The organism is Streptomyces sp. NPDC050147 (assembly GCF_040660195.1).
In the GTDB taxonomy this organism is placed as follows: Bacteria; Actinomycetota; Actinomycetes; order Streptomycetales; family Streptomycetaceae; genus Streptomyces.
Genome location: NZ_JBFALJ010000003.1, coordinates 228,165 through 245,366, shown reverse-complemented (window position 1 = coordinate 245,366; position 17,202 = coordinate 228,165). Strand labels below are relative to the sequence as shown.

Sequence of the window (17,202 nt, the reverse complement as noted above, 5' to 3'; positions counted from 1 at the left end):
GCTCTTTCGGAAGGCTGCGCGATGACCGCCGGAACCAGCAAGGACGCCGTGAAGACGGCACTCACCACCCAGGCCCTGGAGACCCCTTCCTGGGCGTACGGCAACTCCGGTACGCGCTTCAAGGTCTTCGCGCAGCCAGGTGTCCCGCGCACGACCCGGGAGAAGCTGGATGACGCCGCCCGGGTGCACGCCCACACGGGCGTGGCGCCCAGGGTCGCCCTGCACATCCCCTGGGACAAGGTCGACGACTACGCGGCGCTCGCGGAGTACGCCACCGAGCGCGGCGTTACGCTCGGCGCGATCAACACCAACGTCTTCCAGGACGACGACTACAAGCTCGGCTCGGTCACCAACCCGGACCCGACGATCCGGCGCAAGGCACTCGACCACCTCCTGGAGTGCGTGGACATCATGGACGCGACGGGTTCGCGCGACCTGAAGCTGTGGTTCTCGGACGGCACCAACTACCCCGGCCAGGACGACCTTCGCAGCCGTCAGGACCGGCTTTCGGAGGCCCTGCGGACCACCTACGACCGCCTCGGCGACGACCAGCGCATGCTCATCGAGTACAAGCTCTTCGAGCCCGCCTTCTACGCGACGGACATCCCGGACTGGGGCACCGCCTACGCCCACTGCCTGAAGCTCGGGCCAAAGGCACAGGTCGTCGTCGACACCGGCCACCACGCCCCCGGCACCAACATCGAGTTCATCGTCGCGACCCTCCTGCGCGAGGGCCGCCTGGGCGGCTTCGACTTCAACTCGCGCTTCTACGCCGACGACGACCTGATGGCGGGCGCCGCGGACCCCTTCCAGCTCTTCCGGATCATGTACGAGGTCGTCCGGGGCGGCGGCCTGGACTCGGACATAGCGTTCATGCTCGACCAGTGCCACAACATCGAGGCGAAGATCCCCGCGATCATCCGCTCGGTGATGAACGTGCAGGAGGCCACGGCGAAGGCCCTCCTCGTCGACGCGGACGCGCTGGCCGAGGCGCAGCGGACCGGCGACGTGCTCGCCGCCAACGCGGCCTTGATGGACGCGTTCAACACGGACGTCCGTCCCCTACTGGCGGAAGTCAGGGAGGACTCGGGGCTCGACCCGGATCCCATGAGGGCCTATCGGGAGTCAGGCTGGCAGGAGCAGATCGTCAAGGACCGCGTGGGCGGCGAGCAGGCCGGATGGGGGGCATGAGCGACATGACACAGCACGCACGGATCAAGGAACTTCTCGACCGCGCCCACCGCTTGGGCGCCGACCCGCGCAACACCAATTACGCGGGCGGCAACGCGTCGGCGAAGGGCACGGCCCCCGACCCGGTCACCGGCGCGGACACGGACCTGATGTGGGTCAAGGGCTCGGGCGGTGACCTGGGCACCCTCACCGAGGAGGGCCTCGCGGTCCTGCGCCTCGACCGCCTGCACGCGCTGAAGGAGGTGTACGCGGGCCCGGACCGCGAGGACGAGATGGTCGGCGCCTTCGACTACTGCCTGCACGGCAAGGGCGGCGCGGCACCCTCCATCGACACCGCGATGCACGCCTTGGTGGACGCACCGCACGTGGACCATCTGCACCCGGACTCGGGCATCGCCCTGGCCTGCGCCGCGGACGGGGAGAAGCTGACGGCCGAGTGCTTCGGCCCCACAGTGGCCTGGGTGCCCTGGCGGCGCCCCGGTTTCCAGCTGGGCCTGGACATCGCCGAGGTGCAGGCGGCCAACCCCGAGGCCATCGGCTGCGTCCTCGGCGGTCACGGCATCACGGCCTGGGGCGCCACGGCGGACGAGTGCGAGCGCAACTCGCTGCACATCATCCGCACGGCGGAGGCGTTCCTCTCGGAACGCGGAAAGCCCGCTCCGTTCGGCCCGGCCCTGGAGGGGTACGACCCCCTTCCCACCCCCGCACGCCACCACCGTGCGGCCGAACTGGCTCCGCACATCCGCTCGCTGGCCTCGCAGGACCGCCCCCAGATCGGCCACTTCACCGACTCGGACACCGTCCTGGACTTCCTGGCCGCCACGGAGCACCCGCGCCTGGCGGCCCTGGGCACCTCCTGTCCCGACCACTTCCTCCGCACGAAGATCAGGCCTCTGGTCCTGGACCTGCCGCCGACCGCCCCACTCCAGGAGGCCGTCGCCCGCCTCAAGGAGCTGCACGCCGCCTACCGTGAGGAGTACGCGGCCTACTACACCCGCCACGCCGACCCGTCCTCTCCCGCGATGCGCGGCGCCGACCCGGCCATCGTCCTCATCCCGGGCGTGGGCATGTTCTCCTTCGGCAAGGACAAGCAGACCGCCCGTGTGGCAGGTGAGTTCTATGTGAACGCCATCAACGTCATGCGGGGCGCCGAAGCCGTCTCCACCTACGCTCCCATCGACGAGTCGGAGAAGTTCCGCATCGAATACTGGCCGCTGGAGGAGGCCAAGCTCCAGCGCCTCCCCAAGCCCAAGCCCCTGGCGAGCCGCGTCGCCCTGGTGACCGGCGCGGGCAGCGGCATCGGCAAGGCGATCGCGCACCGTTTGGTGGCGGAGGGCGCCTGCGTCGCGGTGGCGGACCTGAACGCGGAGAACGCGGCCGCCGTGGCGGACGAACTGGGCGGCCCGGACAAGGCAGTGGCCGTCCCCATGGACGTCACGTCCGAGGAGCAGATCAAGGCCGCCTTCGAATCGGCGGCCCTCGCCTTCGGCGGGGTCGATCTGGTGGTGAACAACGCGGGCATCTCCATCTCCAAGCCCCTGCTGGACACCACGGCCCGCGACTGGGACCTCCAGCACGACATCATGGCCCGCGGCTCCTTCCTCGTCTCCCGTGAGGCGGCCCGCGTCATGCGCGACCAGGCGCTGGGTGGCGACATCATCTACATCACGTCCAAGAACGCGGTGTTCGCGGGCCCGAACAACATCGCGTACTCCGCCACCAAGGCGGACCAGGCCCACCAAGTCCGTCTCCTCGCAGCAGAGTTGGGCGAGTACGGCATCCGCGTGAACGGCATCAATCCGGACGGTGTGGTCCGCGGCTCGGGGATCTTCGCGGGCGGCTGGGGCGCGCAGCGCGCGGCGACCTACGGCATAGCGGAGGAGAACCTGGGTGAGTTCTACGCCCAGCGGACCCTCCTCAAGCGCGAGGTGCTCCCCGAGCATGTGGCCAACGCGGTCTTCGCCCTGACGGCGGGCGACCTGACCCACACGACCGGCCTGCACATACCGGTGGACGCGGGCGTCGCGGCGGCGTTCCTCAGGTAGCCCGAGCCCCCTCCGGCCGGCGCCACAAACCCGGCCGGAGGGACGTGCCCAGCAAGACCGGCAGGCCCACCGGCCCGAAGCCACGGGCCCGACCGGCGGGGAAGTACCGGTATGGCCGCCCGGAGCACGGTACGCAGGCTCCGGGGCGGAAGCCCCGGGCGCTCAGACCGAACCGGCGCGGGCGGACATGACGGCGTGACCCCGCCCCCGGGGTACCAGCGTCCACCGAAGACCAGCACTCGAACCTCACCCCTGCGAGTCACCATGCCCAACCCCCGCTCCCGCACCCGGCCCCGCGCCCACTACCGTTCACACCACCACTTCGCCGCGATCGACCTCGGCGCCTCCAGCGGACGCGTCATGGTGGCCGAGACAGGCCCCGACACCCTCACCCTCCAGGAAGCGCACCGCTTCCCCAACCGCCCCGTCCGCACAGCCGGCACCCTCCACTGGGACGTCCTGTCCCTCTACGCCGGGGTCTTGGACGGCCTGCGCGCCGCGGGTTCCGCCGCCCCTCTCACCTCCATCGGCATCGACGGCTGGGCAGTCGACTACGGCCTCCTCGATGCGGACGGCACCCTCCTCGGCAACCCGGTGCACTACCGGGACCCCCGTACCGACGGCGTCGCGGCCAAGGCGTGGGAAACGGTCCCGGCCGCCGAGCTCTACGCCACCACAGGAGTGCAGTACGCCCCCTTCAACACCCTGTACCAACTGATGGCCGCGCGGGGCTCGGCCCAACTGGCGGCAGCAGAGCGGCTCCTGCTCATCCCCGATCTGCTGACGTACTGGCTGACGGGCGAAATCGGCACAGAGCTGACCAACGCCTCCACCACGCAGCTCATGGACCCCGGCACAGGCGAGTGGTCGCCCGAGGTGGCGGCCCGACTCGGCATCGACCTCAGCCTCTTCGCCCCCGTCAGGCACCCCGGCACCCCGGCGGGTCACCTGCTTCCCCAGGTCCTCGACGACACCGGCCTGACCTCCCCCATCCCCGTGACCACCGTCGCCTCGCACGACACCGCGTCAGCCGTCGTCGCCGTACCCGCCACGACCGACAACTTCGCCTACATCTGCACCGGAACCTGGTCGCTCGCAGGCCTTGAACTGACCACCCCCGTCCGCACGGAGGAGAGCCGCGAAGCCAACTTCACCAATGAACTGGGCATAGACGGCACGATCCGCTACCTCCGCAACATCATGGGCCTGTGGTTGCTCCAGGAGTGCCTGCGCACGTGGAACACAGGTGCGAGCGCCCCCTCCCTGGAAGCGCTGCTGCTCGAAGCCGCCGCCGCTCCCGCCCTCCGCTCGCTCGTCGACGCGGCGGATCCCGCCTTCCTACCTCCCGGCGACATGCCGCACCGCATCGCCAGAGCCTGCGAGGCCACCGGCCAGCCCGCCCCGCGCAACCCGGCCGAGACGACCCGCTGCATCCTCGACTCCCTGGCCCTGGCCCACCGCAGGGCCATCGAGGACGCCCAACGTCTCGCGCACAAATCCGTGGACGTAGTGCACATAGTCGGCGGAGGCGCCCGCAACCCGCTCCTGTGCCAACTGACCGCGGACGCCTGCGGGCTGCCCGTCGTCGCGGGCCCGGCGGAGGCGGCGGCGCTGGGCAACGTACTCGTCCAGGCCAGGGCGCACGGACTGGTGGGCGGCGACCGCCACGAGATGCGCGCCCTGCTGGCCCGCACCCAGCGGCTGACGCGCTACGCACCGGCCGGCGACCCGGCGAGCCGGGCGGCGTGGGAGGAGGCCGCGCGACGCGTACCCGCAGCATGACTCCCGTCATGTCTCCCGCAATGCGCGCCTAGCGCCTACGCTGCATCCATCCGATGATCGACGAGGAGGAACCCGCGATGCGTGTCGCTCTGTTCCTGACCTGTGTCAACGACACGCTCTATCCGGACACAGGGCGAGCGGTGGTGAAACTGCTGACCAGGCTGGGGGTTGAGGTCGACTTTCCGATGGCGCAGACCTGCTGCGGGCAGGCGCACTACAACACGGGCTACCGCCACCAGGCAGAGCCGCTCGCCCGTCATTTCTCCGATGTTTTCGGCTCGGAGGAGTACGACGCGATCGTGACACCGTCGGGTTCGTGCGGCGCGATGGTTCGCGAGCTGTACCCACGCATGGGAGAACGAGCCCGTGCGGAGGGCCGCGGTGAGGGCCTGGCGGCGACGCTGGCACCCGTCGTGCCCAAGACGTACGAACTCACCGAGTTCCTGGTGGACGTCCTTGGCGTGACGGACGTCGGGGCGTACTACCCGCACACCGTGACGTACCATCCGACCTGCCACGGTCTGCGCAGTCTCGGACTCGGCGATCGTCCGACGCGACTGCTCCAGGCGGTCAAGGGTCTCGAACTGCGCGCGCTCCCGGGCGCCGACGAGTGCTGCGGCTTCGGCGGCACCTTCGCGATGAAGAACTCCGATGTCTCGTCGGCGATGGGCACGGACAAGGTGCGCAACGCCGAGTCGACGGGCGCCGACGCGCTGTGCGCGGCGGACAACTCCTGCCTGATGCACATCGGGGGCACCATGAGCCGTCTCAAGAGCGGCCTGCGTCCGGTCCACATCGCGGAGATCCTGGCGAGCACGGAAGAGGAGCCCCTGTCATGAACGGCATGAGCGGCACGAGCGGTACGAGCGGTATGAGTGGCCCGAGCGGCACGTTCGTGGGCATGCCGGCCTTTCCCACCGCCGCCCGTGAGGCCGTGGGCAACAAGACCCTGCGCGCCAATCTGCGGCACGCCACACACACCATCCGCGACAAGCGGGCCCGCGCCGTCGCCGAACTGGACGACTGGGCACAGCTGCGCGAGGCGGGCAAACGGATCAAGGATCACACGCTCTCCCGTCTCGACCACTACCTCCTGCAGTTGGAGGAGTCGGTCACGGCGGCGGGCGGCATCGTTCACTGGGCGGCGGACGCCGACGAGGCCAACCGCATCGTGACCCGCCTCGTCCAGGAGACCGGCGAGTCGGAGGTGGTCAAGGTCAAGTCGATGGCCACGCAGGAGATCGGCCTCAACGAAGCACTGGAGGCTCAGGGCCTCCACGCGTACGAGACCGACCTGGCCGAACTCATCGTGCAGCTGGGCAAGGACCGCCCCTCGCACATTCTGGTGCCCGCCATCCACCGCAACCGCGGTGAGATCCGCGAGATCTTCGCGCGCGAGATGAGCGAGTGGGGCCGCCCCGCCCCGGACGGCCTCACCGACGCCCCCGCCGACCTCGCCGACGCCGCCCGCCTGCATCTGCGGGAGAAGTTCCTGCGCGCCAAGGTCGGCGTCTCGGGAGCGAACTTCATGGTGGCCGAGACGGGCACCCTGGTCGTCGTCGAGTCCGAGGGCAACGGCCGCATGTGCCTGACGCTCCCCGAGACGCTGATCTCGGTGGTCGGCATCGAGAAGATCGTGCCGACCTGGCGGGACCTGGAGGTCTTCCTGCAAACCCTCCCGCGCTCCTCGACGGCCGAGCGGATGAACCCGTACACGTCGATGTGGACCGGCACCTCCGAGGACGACGGACCGAGCACCTTCCACCTGGTGCTCCTCGACAACGGCCGCAGCGACACGCTCGCCGACGAGGTGGGCCGCCAGGCGCTGCGCTGCATCCGCTGCTCGGCCTGCCTCAACGTCTGCCCGGTGTACGAACGCGCCGGAGGCCACGCGTACGGCTCGGTCTACCCCGGCCCCATCGGAGCGATCCTCAGCCCGCAACTCCGCGGCACCCAGAGCGACATCGACGCCTCGCTCCCCTATGCCTCGTCCCTCTGCGGTGCCTGTTACGAGGTGTGCCCGGTCGCCATCGACATCCCCGAGGTCCTCGTCCACTTGCGGGAGCGGGTGGTGCAGGGCGGCGAAGTGACACGGCACGGTTCGAAGGTGACGCTGCGGCCCGCGAAGGGACACGCCGCGGAGCGGGCGGCGATGCGCGCGGCGGGGTGGGCGTTCGGTCGTCCGGGTGTGCTGCGGGCGGGGCAGCGGCTGGCGTCGGGGACCCGGCGCCTCCATCCGCGCACGCTTCCCGGCCCGGGGCGGGCGTGGAGCGGGACGCGGGATCTGCCGCAGGTGCCCGCGGAGCCGTTCCGTGACTGGTGGCGGCGTACGAACGGCGGCCAGACGCAGGAGCCGCCGATACCGCTGAGTCCGCAGAATCCGCCGAAGCCGCAGAAGCCGCAGAAGGGCGACACCAAGTGAACAGCAGGGACCGGGTCCTGGGCCGCGTCCGGCGGGCGCTGGGCGACGTGCGCGAGGACGAAGGGAAGGACACCAACAGCACGGCGGTCCCCCGCGACTACGCGCGCGAGCACGGCGACCGGACCACCGAGCAGACCGTCGAGCTGCTCGCGGAGAACCTGGCGGACTATCGCGCGCTGGTGCACCGCACGCGGGAGGACCAGCTTCCGGCCCTGCTCGCGCGGCTGCTGACCGAGCGGGGATCGCGCACGGTGCTCGTGCCGTCCGCCCTGCCCGCCCACTGGCTGCCGGAAGGCGGTCCGGCCGCTCTCGTCCAGGACCGCGCGACCCACACCGCGCGGGAGCTGGACGCGGTCGGCAGCGTCGTCACCGGCTGCGCGGTCGCCGTCGCCGAGACCGGCACGATCGTCCTGGACGGCGGTCCGGACCAGGGCCGCCGGCGCATCACCCTCGTCCCTGATCACCACATCTGTGTCGTACGGGTCCCGGACCAGGTGGTCTCCTCCGTCCCGCAGGCACTCGAACGGCTCGACCCGACCCGCCCGCTGACGTGGATCTCGGGGCCGTCAGCCACCAGTGACATCGAACTGGACCGGGTGGAGGGCGTGCATGGCCCGCGGACCCTGGAGGTGGTGCTGGTGAGCGGAGTCCGAGGGCCGCGGTTAGCGTGAGTGCATGATCCGGTTCGAGCAGGTGAGCAAGCGCTATCCGGACGGCACGATGGCTGTGGACGATCTGTCCTTCGAGGTCACCCAGGGAGAACTGGTCACGCTCGTCGGCCCTTCCGGCTGCGGCAAGACGACCACGATGATGATGGTGAACCGCCTCATCGAGCCGACAGCGGGCCGCATCTTCGTGAACGGCGAGAACATCGCGGACGTCGACCCGGTGCGCCTGCGCCGCCGTATCGGCTATGTCATCCAGCAGGTGGGACTCTTCCCGCACCGGACGGTCCTCGACAACACGGCGACCGTTCCCGCGCTGGTCGGCTGGAAGAAGGCGAAGGCACGGGCGCGGGCTGCCGAGCTGCTGGACCTGGTGGGCCTCGACCCGAAGACGTACGGCTCCCGCTATCCCGAGCAGTTGTCGGGCGGACAGCGCCAGCGCGTGGGCGTGGCACGTGCCCTGGCCGCCGATCCACCGGTACTCCTCATGGACGAGCCGTTCGGGGCGGTGGACCCGGTGGTGCGCGAGCAGTTGCAGGACGAGTTCCTGAGAATGCAGGCGACGGTCCGCAAGACGGTTCTCCTGGTGACGCACGACATCGAGGAGGCCGTCAGGCTCGGTGACCGGATCGCGGTGTACGGGCAGGGGCGCATCGAGCAGTACGACACCCCCGGGGCGGTGCTCGGCACCCCGGCGACGCCGTACGTCGCCGGGTTCGTGGGCGCCGACCGGGGTTTGAAGCGGCTCTCGGTCACCGAGATCGAGCCGGACGACCTGGAGCAGCCGACGGTGGTCCGGCTCGACGAGCCCGCCGCGCACGCCGCGGCCCGGCTGCGCGAGGAGGGCGCCCGCTGGGGCGTCGTCCTGGACGCGGGCGGAGACCTGCACGGCTGGGTCGGCATCGACGAGGTGGCGTCGGCCGGAGAGAGGGGCAGAGTCGGCGATCTGGCCCATCGCATGCAGGCGTGGGTCCCGGTGGGCGCCCCGCTCAAGCAGGCGTTCGGTGTGATGCTCCAGCACGACGCGGGCTGGGTCGCGGTCCTGGACGGCGCCCGTTTCCTCGGCGTGCTGACCCCGGCGAAGCTGCACGAGGCCCTGCGCCGCTCGGTGGACGCGGACGCGCAGGGCGTGACGCGGGATCAGGTGGCGTTCGACTCCGTGGCCGACGCGTAGGTCTTTGCCGGGTGCGGGCCTCTCGGCTGCCGCGCAGGCGTCGCGGGGCCACAGCACGTCGCGGGCCACCGCAGCCCCTTCTGAGCTACAGCAGCCCCTTCTCCTCCAGGTATGTCCGTGCCACGTCCTGCGGCAGCCTGCGCCAGCTGTCCACTTGTTCGTTCATGGAGGCCAGGTCCGCCGTCGTCAGCACGGAGTTGAGGCGGCCGAGTGCCTGCGAGACGCCCTCGCTGCCCGCGCGGGAGCGGTTGACGACCGGGACGATGTAGTCGGCGTTCTGCAGCTTCTTGTCGTCCTTCAGCAGGACGAGGCCGAAGTCGTCGAGCGTGGCGTCGGTGGACGTGGTCAGGACCATCTGGTCCTGACCGCTCTGCACGGCCTTCTTGGCCTGGGTCGTGCCCACGCCCTTGGGGTCGACGGAGGTGATGTCGATGCCGTAGATCTTCTTCAGGCCGGGTTCGCAGTACGGGCGTTGCACGCATTCGTCCCCCGCGGCGAGGCGTACCTTCAGGCCGGACTTGCCGAGGTCGCTCAGCGTTTTCAGGCGGTGCTGCTTCGCGTAGGACGCGGTGACGGCGAAGGCGTTCTGGTCGACGGCTTCTCCCGGGTCGAGGACGGTGAGGCCGCGCGGGGCGGCAAGGCCGCGCAGGGCCTTCATCGTGGCGTCCAGGTCGGGCGAGCCGACCGGCCGCGCGTCCGCGCCGTTCTTCTTGGCGTTCAGCCAGTCGGCGAACGTCGCCGCGTACTCGGGAACGACGTCGATCTGGCCGGATTCCAGAGCGGGTTCGTACAGCTCGCGGTTGGCCACGGAGAGGATCTGCGCACCGTACCCGGCCTTCTTCAGGAGCAGGGAGTACATCTGGGCGAGCAGATCGCTCTCGGTGAATCCCGCGGAACCGACGACCAGGTGATGGCTGTCGCCGGGTGGCGCGGTCACCTGCCCCCGTGTCTCCAGGGACGGCCCCGAAGCGCAGCCGGACAGGACGAGGAGCGCCGAGGTCAGCAGGGGCAGCCCCGTATGCCGCCTCATCCGGTCCGTCCTCTCCCCCGCGCTCGTCCGGGGGCGAGCCGTTCGCCGATCTCGAAGATCCCCTCGACGATCAGGGCGAAGACGGCGACCAGCACCGCGCCCGCCACGACCTGAGGGGTGCTCGCGAGGTTGAAGCCGGCCGTGATGATCCGGCCCAGCCCCCCGCCCCCCGCGAGCGCCGCGATCGTGGCGGTGGCCACGAGCTGCACGGCCGCGATCCGCACCCCGCTGAGGACCAGCGGCATCGCGAGCGGCAGTTCGACTCGCCACAGCATTTGCCGCCCCGTCATTCCCATGCCGCGCGCGGCCTGGACGACGCTGCGGTCGACACCGCGCATCCCGACGTACGCATTGGTGAGCAGCGGCGGCACGGCGAACAGGACGAGCGCGACCACGGTGGGGCCTTCGCCCCACTGTCCGATGGGGGTGAGGAGCAGCAGGACGAGGACCGCGAAGGTCGGCACCGCGCGGCCGACGTTGGAGATGTTGACCGCGAGGGCGCCTCCCTTGCCGAGGTGGCCGAGGACGAGCGCCACCGGCAGCGCGATCAGGCAGCTCAGGATCAGGCACGCCACGGTGAGGACGAGGTGCTGGGTGAGCCGGTGCCAGATGCCGTCGTCGCCCGCCCAGTGCGCCGAGTCGGTGAGCCACTGCCAGGCATCGCTGATGGTGTTCATGAGCGGACCGCCCTCGTCCACGGGGTGAGGATCCGCTGGACGCCGAGGAGCAGCAGATCGGCCAGTACGGCGATGACGACACAGAGCACGGACGCGGTCAGGACCTGCGCCTTGAAGTAGGTGTTCATGCCCGTGTAGATGAGGTTGCCGAGGCCGCCGAAGCCGACGATCGCGCCGACCGTGAGGAGGGAGACCGCGGAGACGGTGGCGATGCGCAGGCCGGCCATGGCGGCGGGCAGCGCGAGCGGCAGTTCCACGGTCAGCAGCAGGCGGATCGGCCCGTAGCCCATGCCGCGGGCGGCCTGCCGGGTCTCCTCGGGGACGGCGCGCAGACCGGCCAGGATGTTGCGGACGAGCAGTGTCAGCGAGTACAGGACGAGTCCCGCGACCACGAGGGACGCGGTCAGGCCGTACACGGGCAGCAGCAGCGAGAACATCGCGAGCGACGGGATCGTGTAGAGGACCGTGGTCAGCGCGAGGACGGGGCCGGCCGCCAGGGCCCAGCGGCGGGCGACTACGGCGAGGGGCAGGGCGATGACGAGCGCGATGAGGACGGAGAGGGCGGTCAGCTCCAGGTGCTGGAGGACCGCGTCGACGATGATCTGGCGGCGGGTGCTCAGATACTCGCCGCAGATCCACTCGTTGCGCGCGAGGCAGTCGTCCGGGGGCGCGGTCACTCGTTCATTCCAGCGGGCGGGGGGTGGGACGGCGCGTTCTGGTCCCCCGTACGGGCGGCGCCCGTCGACCGCGGATCACCCCGACTACACATAAAGAAAAAATAAGAGCACAATGGACATGCGCGACATCTCGCCGCGCGAGGTCATCAGGTCTGCATGAAGCAGAGGAGACGAGTCTCATGGCCGACGTCTCACACAGGGGAGACATAGCCGCTCACCCTGACGTATCGGAAATGCGGGATCGATACGCCCGCGTACTCGGTGGACGCGATGTGGCACTCGTGGACGGGCCCGTGTTCCTCACGGGTCTCTTCTGTGCCATCTCGCCCTGGGTGGTCCACTTCACCGCAAGCCAGCCGGTCCTCGCGACCCACAACCTCATCATGGGCATCGCGATCGGCCTGCTGGGTCTCGGGTTCACCGTCGCCCCGGCCAGGATGTACGGCCTGAGCTGGGCCATGTGCGCCATGGGCGTGTGGATGATCGTGTCGCCGTGGGTCGTCGGCACGAGCCCCGACATGGGCGTCATTCTCACCAACATCATCATCGGCGGCCTCACCTTCCTCCTTGGCCTCGTGTGCACCGCCGCGGCGGCGAAGGAGGGCCGCAGGACGAACACGACCTGACGCGGGAAGGCGGAGCCACAAAAGCGCGGCGGCCCCCGGATCGGCGGAGAGCCGGGAGCCGCCGTCAGCCGTGCGAGCGCGTCAGGCGGCGCGGCTCGCGCGCCCCTGGTGGCCACGGATGATGTCCGCGTAGCGCAGACCGCTTCCCTTGACGGTGCGGCGCTGCGTCTCGTAGTCGACGTGCACCAGGCCGAACCGTTTGTCGTAGCCGTAGGCCCACTCGAAGTTGTCCAGCAGCGACCACGCGTAGTACCCGGCCAGGGGCGCTCCCTTGCGGGCGGCGCTCGCGCAGGCGGCGAGATGGCGGACCAGGTAGTCGGTGCGCTCCGGGTCGTCGATCGTTCCGTCGGGGCGTACGACGTCGGGGTAGGACGAGCCGTTCTCGGTGACGTACAGCTTGCGTGCCCCGTACTCGTTCGTCAGCCGCAGCAGGAGCGTCTCGATGCCGCTCGCGTCGATCTCCCAGTCCATGCCGGTGCGGGGCACTCCCTCGCGGCGCACCTGCTGGGCGTAGGGCACGGGGCCCGCGGGGTCGTCGAAGACGGCGGCAGGGAAGTAGTAGTTCAGGCCCAGCCAGTCGAGCGGCTGCGCGATCGTCGCCAAGTCACCCGCCTTCTCCGGCAGTTCCACCCCGTAGACCTCTTGCATGTCGGCCGGGAAACCGCGGCCGTGGACCGGGTCGAGCCACCAGCGGTTGGTGTGGCCGTCCACGCGGCGGGCGGCGGCCACGTCCTCGGGGCGGTCGCTCGCGGGCTCGACCGTGGAGAGGTTGTTGACGATGCCGATCTGCGCGCCGGGCGCCGCGGCGCGAATGGCCTGGGTGGCGAGACCGTGCCCGAGCAGCAGGTGGTACGAGGCGCGCACGGCGGCGGTCAGGTCGGTCAGGCCCGGTGCCATCCGCCCTTCGAGGTGCCCGATCCAGGCCGAGCAGAGGGGTTCGTTGATCGTCGCCCACTGGGTGACACGGTCACCGAAGCGTTCGGCGGCGACGGACGCGTACGCCGCGAAGTGCTCCGCCGTCTCCCGCTCGGGCCAGCCGCCGCGGTCCTGGAGGACCTGCGGCAGGTCCCAGTGGTAGAGGGTCACCGACGGCGTGATGCCGGCGTCGAGCAGACCGTCTATCAACTGGTCGTAGAAGTCGAGGCCCTTGGCGTTGACCGGTCCGTCGCCGCCTGGCACCACACGCGGCCAGGCGAGGGACAGCCGGTAGGCGTTGGTGCCCAGCCGCTTCATCAGCGCGATGTCCTCGCGCCAGCGGTGGTAGTGGTCGCAGGCCACGTCCCCGTGGTCGTCGTTGTCGATCTTCCCGGGGGTGTGCGAGAAGGTGTCCCAGATCGAGGGGGACCGGCCGTCCCGGGTGACGGCCCCCTCGATCTGGTACGCCGATGTGGCCGTGCCCCACGCGAAATCGTGCGGGAGTGCGGCGAGGTCGATGAGCTCGGACACAGACGTCCTCTCAGACGTGAGGGGATGGGGCAGATGAGGGGCAGGAGGGGTCACTTGACGGCTCCGGCGGTCAGGCCGGCCACCAGATAGCGCTGGAGCAGGAGGAAGCCCGCGACCACCGGCACGCTCACGACCAGCGAGGCGGCCATGATCTGGTTCCAGTAGACGTCGTTCTGGGTGGAGTAGCCCTGCAGGCCGATGGCGAGGGTGCGGGTGGCCTCGTTCGTCATGACGGAGGCGAAGAGCACTTCTCCCCACGCGGTCATGAACGCGTAGACCGCTACCGCGACGATGCCGGGGATCGCGGCAGGCACGACGACCCGGAAGAGCGCGCCGATCGGCCCGCAGCCGTCGACGAGCGCCGCCTCGTCCAAGTCGCGCGGCACCGAGTCGAAGTACCCGATCAGCATCCAGATGGAGAAGGGCAGCGAGAAGGTCAGATAGGTGAGGATGAGCCCGGCCCGCGAGCCGAACAGGGCGATCCCCGTGGCGTTGCCGATGTTGACGTACATCAGGAACAGCGGCAGCAGGAACAGGATGCCGGGGAACATCTGGGTGGACAGGACCGTCACCGTGAAGACGCGCTTGCCGCGGAACTGGTAGCGGCTGACGGCGTAGGCGGCGAAGACGGCGATCACCACCGAGCAGACGGTGGCCGCGCCCGCCACGATCAGCGAGTTCATGAAGTACTCGGCCAGCGGAACGGTCTTCCAGATGTCGATGTACGGGCGGACCGTGAGCCCGCTCGGCATCCAGCGGAACTCGCCCGACACGTCTTCGAGAGGCTTGAGCGAGCTGGACACCATGACGAACACCGGAAGGAGCACGAAGCCCGTGAGCAGTGTCAGGAAGATACGCCGTGACCAGAGGAACGAGCGGGGCGCCGCCATCGGCGACCGGGGCCGGCGGGCCGTACGGGGCCGCACGGCCATGCGGGCGCTAGACATGAGCGGACTTCCTCTCGCGTGACGTGACCCACAGATAGACGCCCGTCACCACGAGCAGGAACAGGAGCAGCAGGACGGACATGGCGGAACCGGTGCCGAAGTTCCAGGTGACGAACGAGGACTGGTAGATGTGGATCGAGACCAGGTCCGCGGCCTCTGGCGCCGACCTGCCGAACAGGACGTACGGCGTGTTGAAGTCGTTGAACGTCCAGAGGAACAGGACGAGGACGAGGACCTGGTTGACGGAGCGCAGTGACGGCAGCGTGATGCGGCGGATCTGCTGCCACATCCCGGCGCCGTCGAGCGCTGCGGCCTCGTACATCTCCTTGGGGATGTTCTGCAGCCCGGCCATCATGATGAGGAAGGCGAACGGCCAGCCCTTCCACACCGAAACGGTGAGCAGCGCGACGAAGCTGTTGTCGCCGATGAGCCAGAACGGCGCGCTGTCGGCGAGGCCCAACTGGTCGTGCAGCACGTGGTTGATAAGGCCGTTGTCACGCTGGAACATGAAGCCCCAGGTGATCACCGCGGCGTACACGGGCAGTGCGTACGGGACGAGGAAGAGCGCCCTGAGGAAGCCCCGCCCCTTGAACGTCTCCTGCAGATAGATCGCGGCGGTCGTCCCGATCAGCCAGCACAGGCCGACCGAGAGCAACGTGAACGCGCACGTGACGAAGAACGAGTGCAGCAACGCCTCGCCCACCGGCGCGTCGAAGTCCACCGCCATCTTGTAGTTGTCCAGGCCCGACCAGGGTGCCGCGCCCCAGTCGCGGATGAAGAACTGGGTGAGCTCCTTGAAGCTCATCACGATGCCGATGACGATCGGCAGCAGATGGACGAGCAGTTCGAACAGGAAGGCCGGGAGCAACAGGAGGTACGGCAGGCCGATACGGCGGAGCCGCCCGGGACGGCGGCGCGGCCCGCGCTTCGTCTCCGGGACCTTCACGTTCACGGGCGGTTCCCCGGCGCTCTGCACGATGGTCGTGGTCCCAGCGGGCACAGTCGTGTCGCTCACTGCTGGGACATCTGCTGCTGCGCCTTGACCAGTTCGGCCTTCACCGAGGCGGTGGTCACCTCACGGCCGGCGGCGGCGTTCGCGAAGAGATTCTTGACGGCGGTGCCGACCGCGGTCTCGAACTGCGACTCGTCGGCCACCTGGGGCAGGGGCGCGGCGCTCTTGGCGAGGGTGTCGCGCAGGACCTTCAGCTCGGGACGGTCGAAGGCGGCGTCCTCCTGGGCCGCCTTGACCGGCGGCACGGAGCCGTAGGACTTGCAGAGGATCTTCTGCTCGGCGTCGCTCGTCATGAACTTCACGAACTTCAGCGAGCCGTCGATGTTCTTCGTGTTTTTGAAGACGGCCATGTTGATTCCGGCGACCATCGAGTTGGTGGCCCTGCCCTGCCCCGGCACGCCGGAATCGACGGGCACGGGCGCCACGCCCCACTCGTCCTCGTTCATGCCCTGCGACTTGAAGGTGGTGGCCGCCGCCTGCCACAGCACCATCGCCGTCTTGTCCTTGGCGAAGTCGCTCAGGGACTGGTTCTGCGCGTACTCGGCGTTGCCCGGGGCGATGATCTTGTCCTTCGCCATCATGTCGACGTACTGCTTCACGGCGGCGACCGCGCCGTCGGAGGTGAAGTCGGGTTTGCCGTCCGGGGTGAAGAAGTCGGCGCCGTGCTGCTTGCCGAGGGCGAACACCTGATGGATGTTGTTGGAGAGGTTCGCCCCCTCCGCGCCCAGGGCCCACTTGCCGCCCTTGGAGATCTTCTTGCCGTCCTCGACCAGCTCGTCCCAGGTGGCGGGCGGCTTCTCTATGCCTGCCTCCTTGAACATCTTTTTGTTGTAGTAGAGGGCGTACGCCATGGAGTACAGCGGTACGGCCGCCGGGTCCTTGTCCGGTGCTCCGGTCGATCCGAGCGCGGACTCCACGAAGCGGTCCTTGCCGCCGACCTTGTCGAAGTTCTTCGCGTCCCAGGGCAGCAGGGCTCCGCTGGCCTGCAGCGACGCGCTCCAGGTGTTGCCGATGTTCAGGACGTCGGGCCCCTGGCCCGACGTCGTCGCGGTGAGGATCTTGTTGAGCAGTTCCGACCAGGGGATGACCTCGAGCTTCACCTTGATGCCCGTCTTCTTCTCGAACTTGTCGAGTTCGGGCCTGAGGATCTTCTTGTCCGCCTCGATGTTGGGGCCTTGGTTCGACGCCCAGTAGGTCAGCGTCTTCGGCGAGTCGTTGGACCCCTCGCCGCCCGTCGTCGAACCGCCCCCGCAGGCGGTCGCGGTGAGGGCGAGCGAGAGGGTGACGGCGCCGACGGAGGCGGCGGCTCGGAAACTGCGCATGGCTCCAGGTGTCCCTTCCGGAGGGAGTCATGGGGCGGATGGCTCAGCGCCGGACGGAGACTGGCGCCGCGTTCAACTCTTGAATGACCTCATGACTTAATTTAGGACGTGAGTTAAACCGGCAGGGAAGATACCGTCAAGGGGTCGCACAGAACCAACTTCGAGGCAGAGCAGGCCGGAAGGAAC

Annotated in this window: 15 protein-coding genes; 8 read left to right on the top strand and 7 right to left on the bottom strand. The window is 69.4% G+C overall.

Annotated elements, in window-relative coordinates:
- The first annotated feature begins 21 nt into the window (after positions 1-21).
- From rhaI to AB0I94_RS07645, 7 genes are all read left to right on the top strand, one after another.
- Entirely contained in the window at positions 22-1,191 is a 1,170-nt protein-coding gene (rhaI, locus tag AB0I94_RS07675; protein WP_363308520.1) for an L-rhamnose isomerase, read from the top strand.
- Positions 1,192-1,196: 5 nt separating this feature from the next.
- Positions 1,197-3,236, top strand: a complete 2,040-nt coding sequence (locus tag AB0I94_RS07670) for a bifunctional aldolase/short-chain dehydrogenase (protein WP_363308723.1) — start codon at positions 1,197-1,199, stop codon at positions 3,234-3,236.
- Between the two features lie 264 nt (positions 3,237-3,500).
- Entirely contained in the window at positions 3,501-5,018 is a 1,518-nt protein-coding gene (locus AB0I94_RS07665; RefSeq protein WP_363308519.1) for a rhamnulokinase family protein, read from the top strand.
- Between the two features lie 77 nt (positions 5,019-5,095).
- Complete coding sequence (locus tag AB0I94_RS07660; protein WP_363308518.1) at positions 5,096-5,857, top strand: (Fe-S)-binding protein; 762 nt, start codon at positions 5,096-5,098, stop codon at positions 5,855-5,857.
- Between the two features lie 5 nt (positions 5,858-5,862).
- The gene (locus tag AB0I94_RS07655) at positions 5,863-7,440 is read left to right on the top strand and encodes a LutB/LldF family L-lactate oxidation iron-sulfur protein (RefSeq protein ID WP_363308722.1); all 1,578 of its coding nucleotides are present in this window, start codon (positions 5,863-5,865) and stop codon (positions 7,438-7,440) included.
- Positions 7,437-8,111 (top strand): lactate utilization protein C, encoded by a 675-nt coding sequence (locus tag AB0I94_RS07650; protein WP_363308517.1) that lies wholly within the window; start codon positions 7,437-7,439, stop codon positions 8,109-8,111. The genes AB0I94_RS07655 and AB0I94_RS07650 overlap by 4 nt, the downstream gene beginning before the upstream one ends.
- A gap of 4 nt (positions 8,112-8,115) precedes the next feature.
- Positions 8,116-9,279: a betaine/proline/choline family ABC transporter ATP-binding protein gene (locus AB0I94_RS07645; RefSeq protein ID WP_363308516.1), complete on the top strand. Its 1,164-nt coding sequence runs from the start codon at positions 8,116-8,118 to the stop codon at positions 9,277-9,279.
- An 85-nt stretch (positions 9,280-9,364) separates the two neighbouring features.
- Here the strand turns inward: AB0I94_RS07645 and AB0I94_RS07640 are convergent, their stop codons facing one another.
- Genes AB0I94_RS07640 through AB0I94_RS07630 form a run of 3 tightly spaced genes read right to left on the bottom strand, consistent with a single transcriptional unit; the run spans position 9,365 to position 11,663 of the window.
- Positions 9,365-10,309 (bottom strand): ABC transporter substrate-binding protein, encoded by a 945-nt coding sequence (locus AB0I94_RS07640; protein ID WP_363308515.1) that lies wholly within the window; start codon positions 10,307-10,309, stop codon positions 9,365-9,367.
- Complete coding sequence (locus AB0I94_RS07635) at positions 10,306-10,986, bottom strand: ABC transporter permease (RefSeq protein WP_363308514.1); 681 nt, start codon at positions 10,984-10,986, stop codon at positions 10,306-10,308. Before AB0I94_RS07635 ends, AB0I94_RS07640 begins: the two co-directional genes overlap by 4 nt.
- Complete coding sequence (locus AB0I94_RS07630; protein WP_363308513.1) at positions 10,983-11,663, bottom strand: ABC transporter permease; 681 nt, start codon at positions 11,661-11,663, stop codon at positions 10,983-10,985. Before AB0I94_RS07630 ends, AB0I94_RS07635 begins: the two co-directional genes overlap by 4 nt.
- A gap of 179 nt (positions 11,664-11,842) precedes the next feature.
- Between AB0I94_RS07630 and AB0I94_RS07625 the strand changes: the two genes are divergently transcribed.
- The gene (locus AB0I94_RS07625; RefSeq protein ID WP_363308512.1) at positions 11,843-12,289 is read left to right on the top strand and encodes an SPW repeat protein; all 447 of its coding nucleotides are present in this window, start codon (positions 11,843-11,845) and stop codon (positions 12,287-12,289) included.
- 81 nt (positions 12,290-12,370) lie between these two features.
- Here the strand turns inward: AB0I94_RS07625 and AB0I94_RS07620 are convergent, their stop codons facing one another.
- From AB0I94_RS07620 to AB0I94_RS07605, 4 genes are read right to left on the bottom strand one after another with little or no spacing between them, the layout of a single operon-like run.
- Positions 12,371-13,735, bottom strand: a complete 1,365-nt coding sequence (locus AB0I94_RS07620) for a GH1 family beta-glucosidase (RefSeq protein WP_363308511.1) — start codon at positions 13,733-13,735, stop codon at positions 12,371-12,373.
- Between the two features lie 50 nt (positions 13,736-13,785).
- Complete coding sequence (locus AB0I94_RS07615) at positions 13,786-14,682, bottom strand: carbohydrate ABC transporter permease (protein WP_363308510.1); 897 nt, start codon at positions 14,680-14,682, stop codon at positions 13,786-13,788.
- Positions 14,675-15,634, bottom strand: coding sequence for a sugar ABC transporter permease (locus AB0I94_RS07610; protein WP_363308721.1), 960 nt, complete (start codon positions 15,632-15,634; stop codon positions 14,675-14,677). Before AB0I94_RS07610 ends, AB0I94_RS07615 begins: the two co-directional genes overlap by 8 nt.
- 59 nt (positions 15,635-15,693) lie before the next feature.
- Positions 15,694-17,016, bottom strand: coding sequence for a sugar ABC transporter substrate-binding protein (locus AB0I94_RS07605; RefSeq protein WP_363308509.1), 1,323 nt, complete (start codon positions 17,014-17,016; stop codon positions 15,694-15,696).
- Positions 17,017-17,202: the final 186 nt, after the last annotated feature.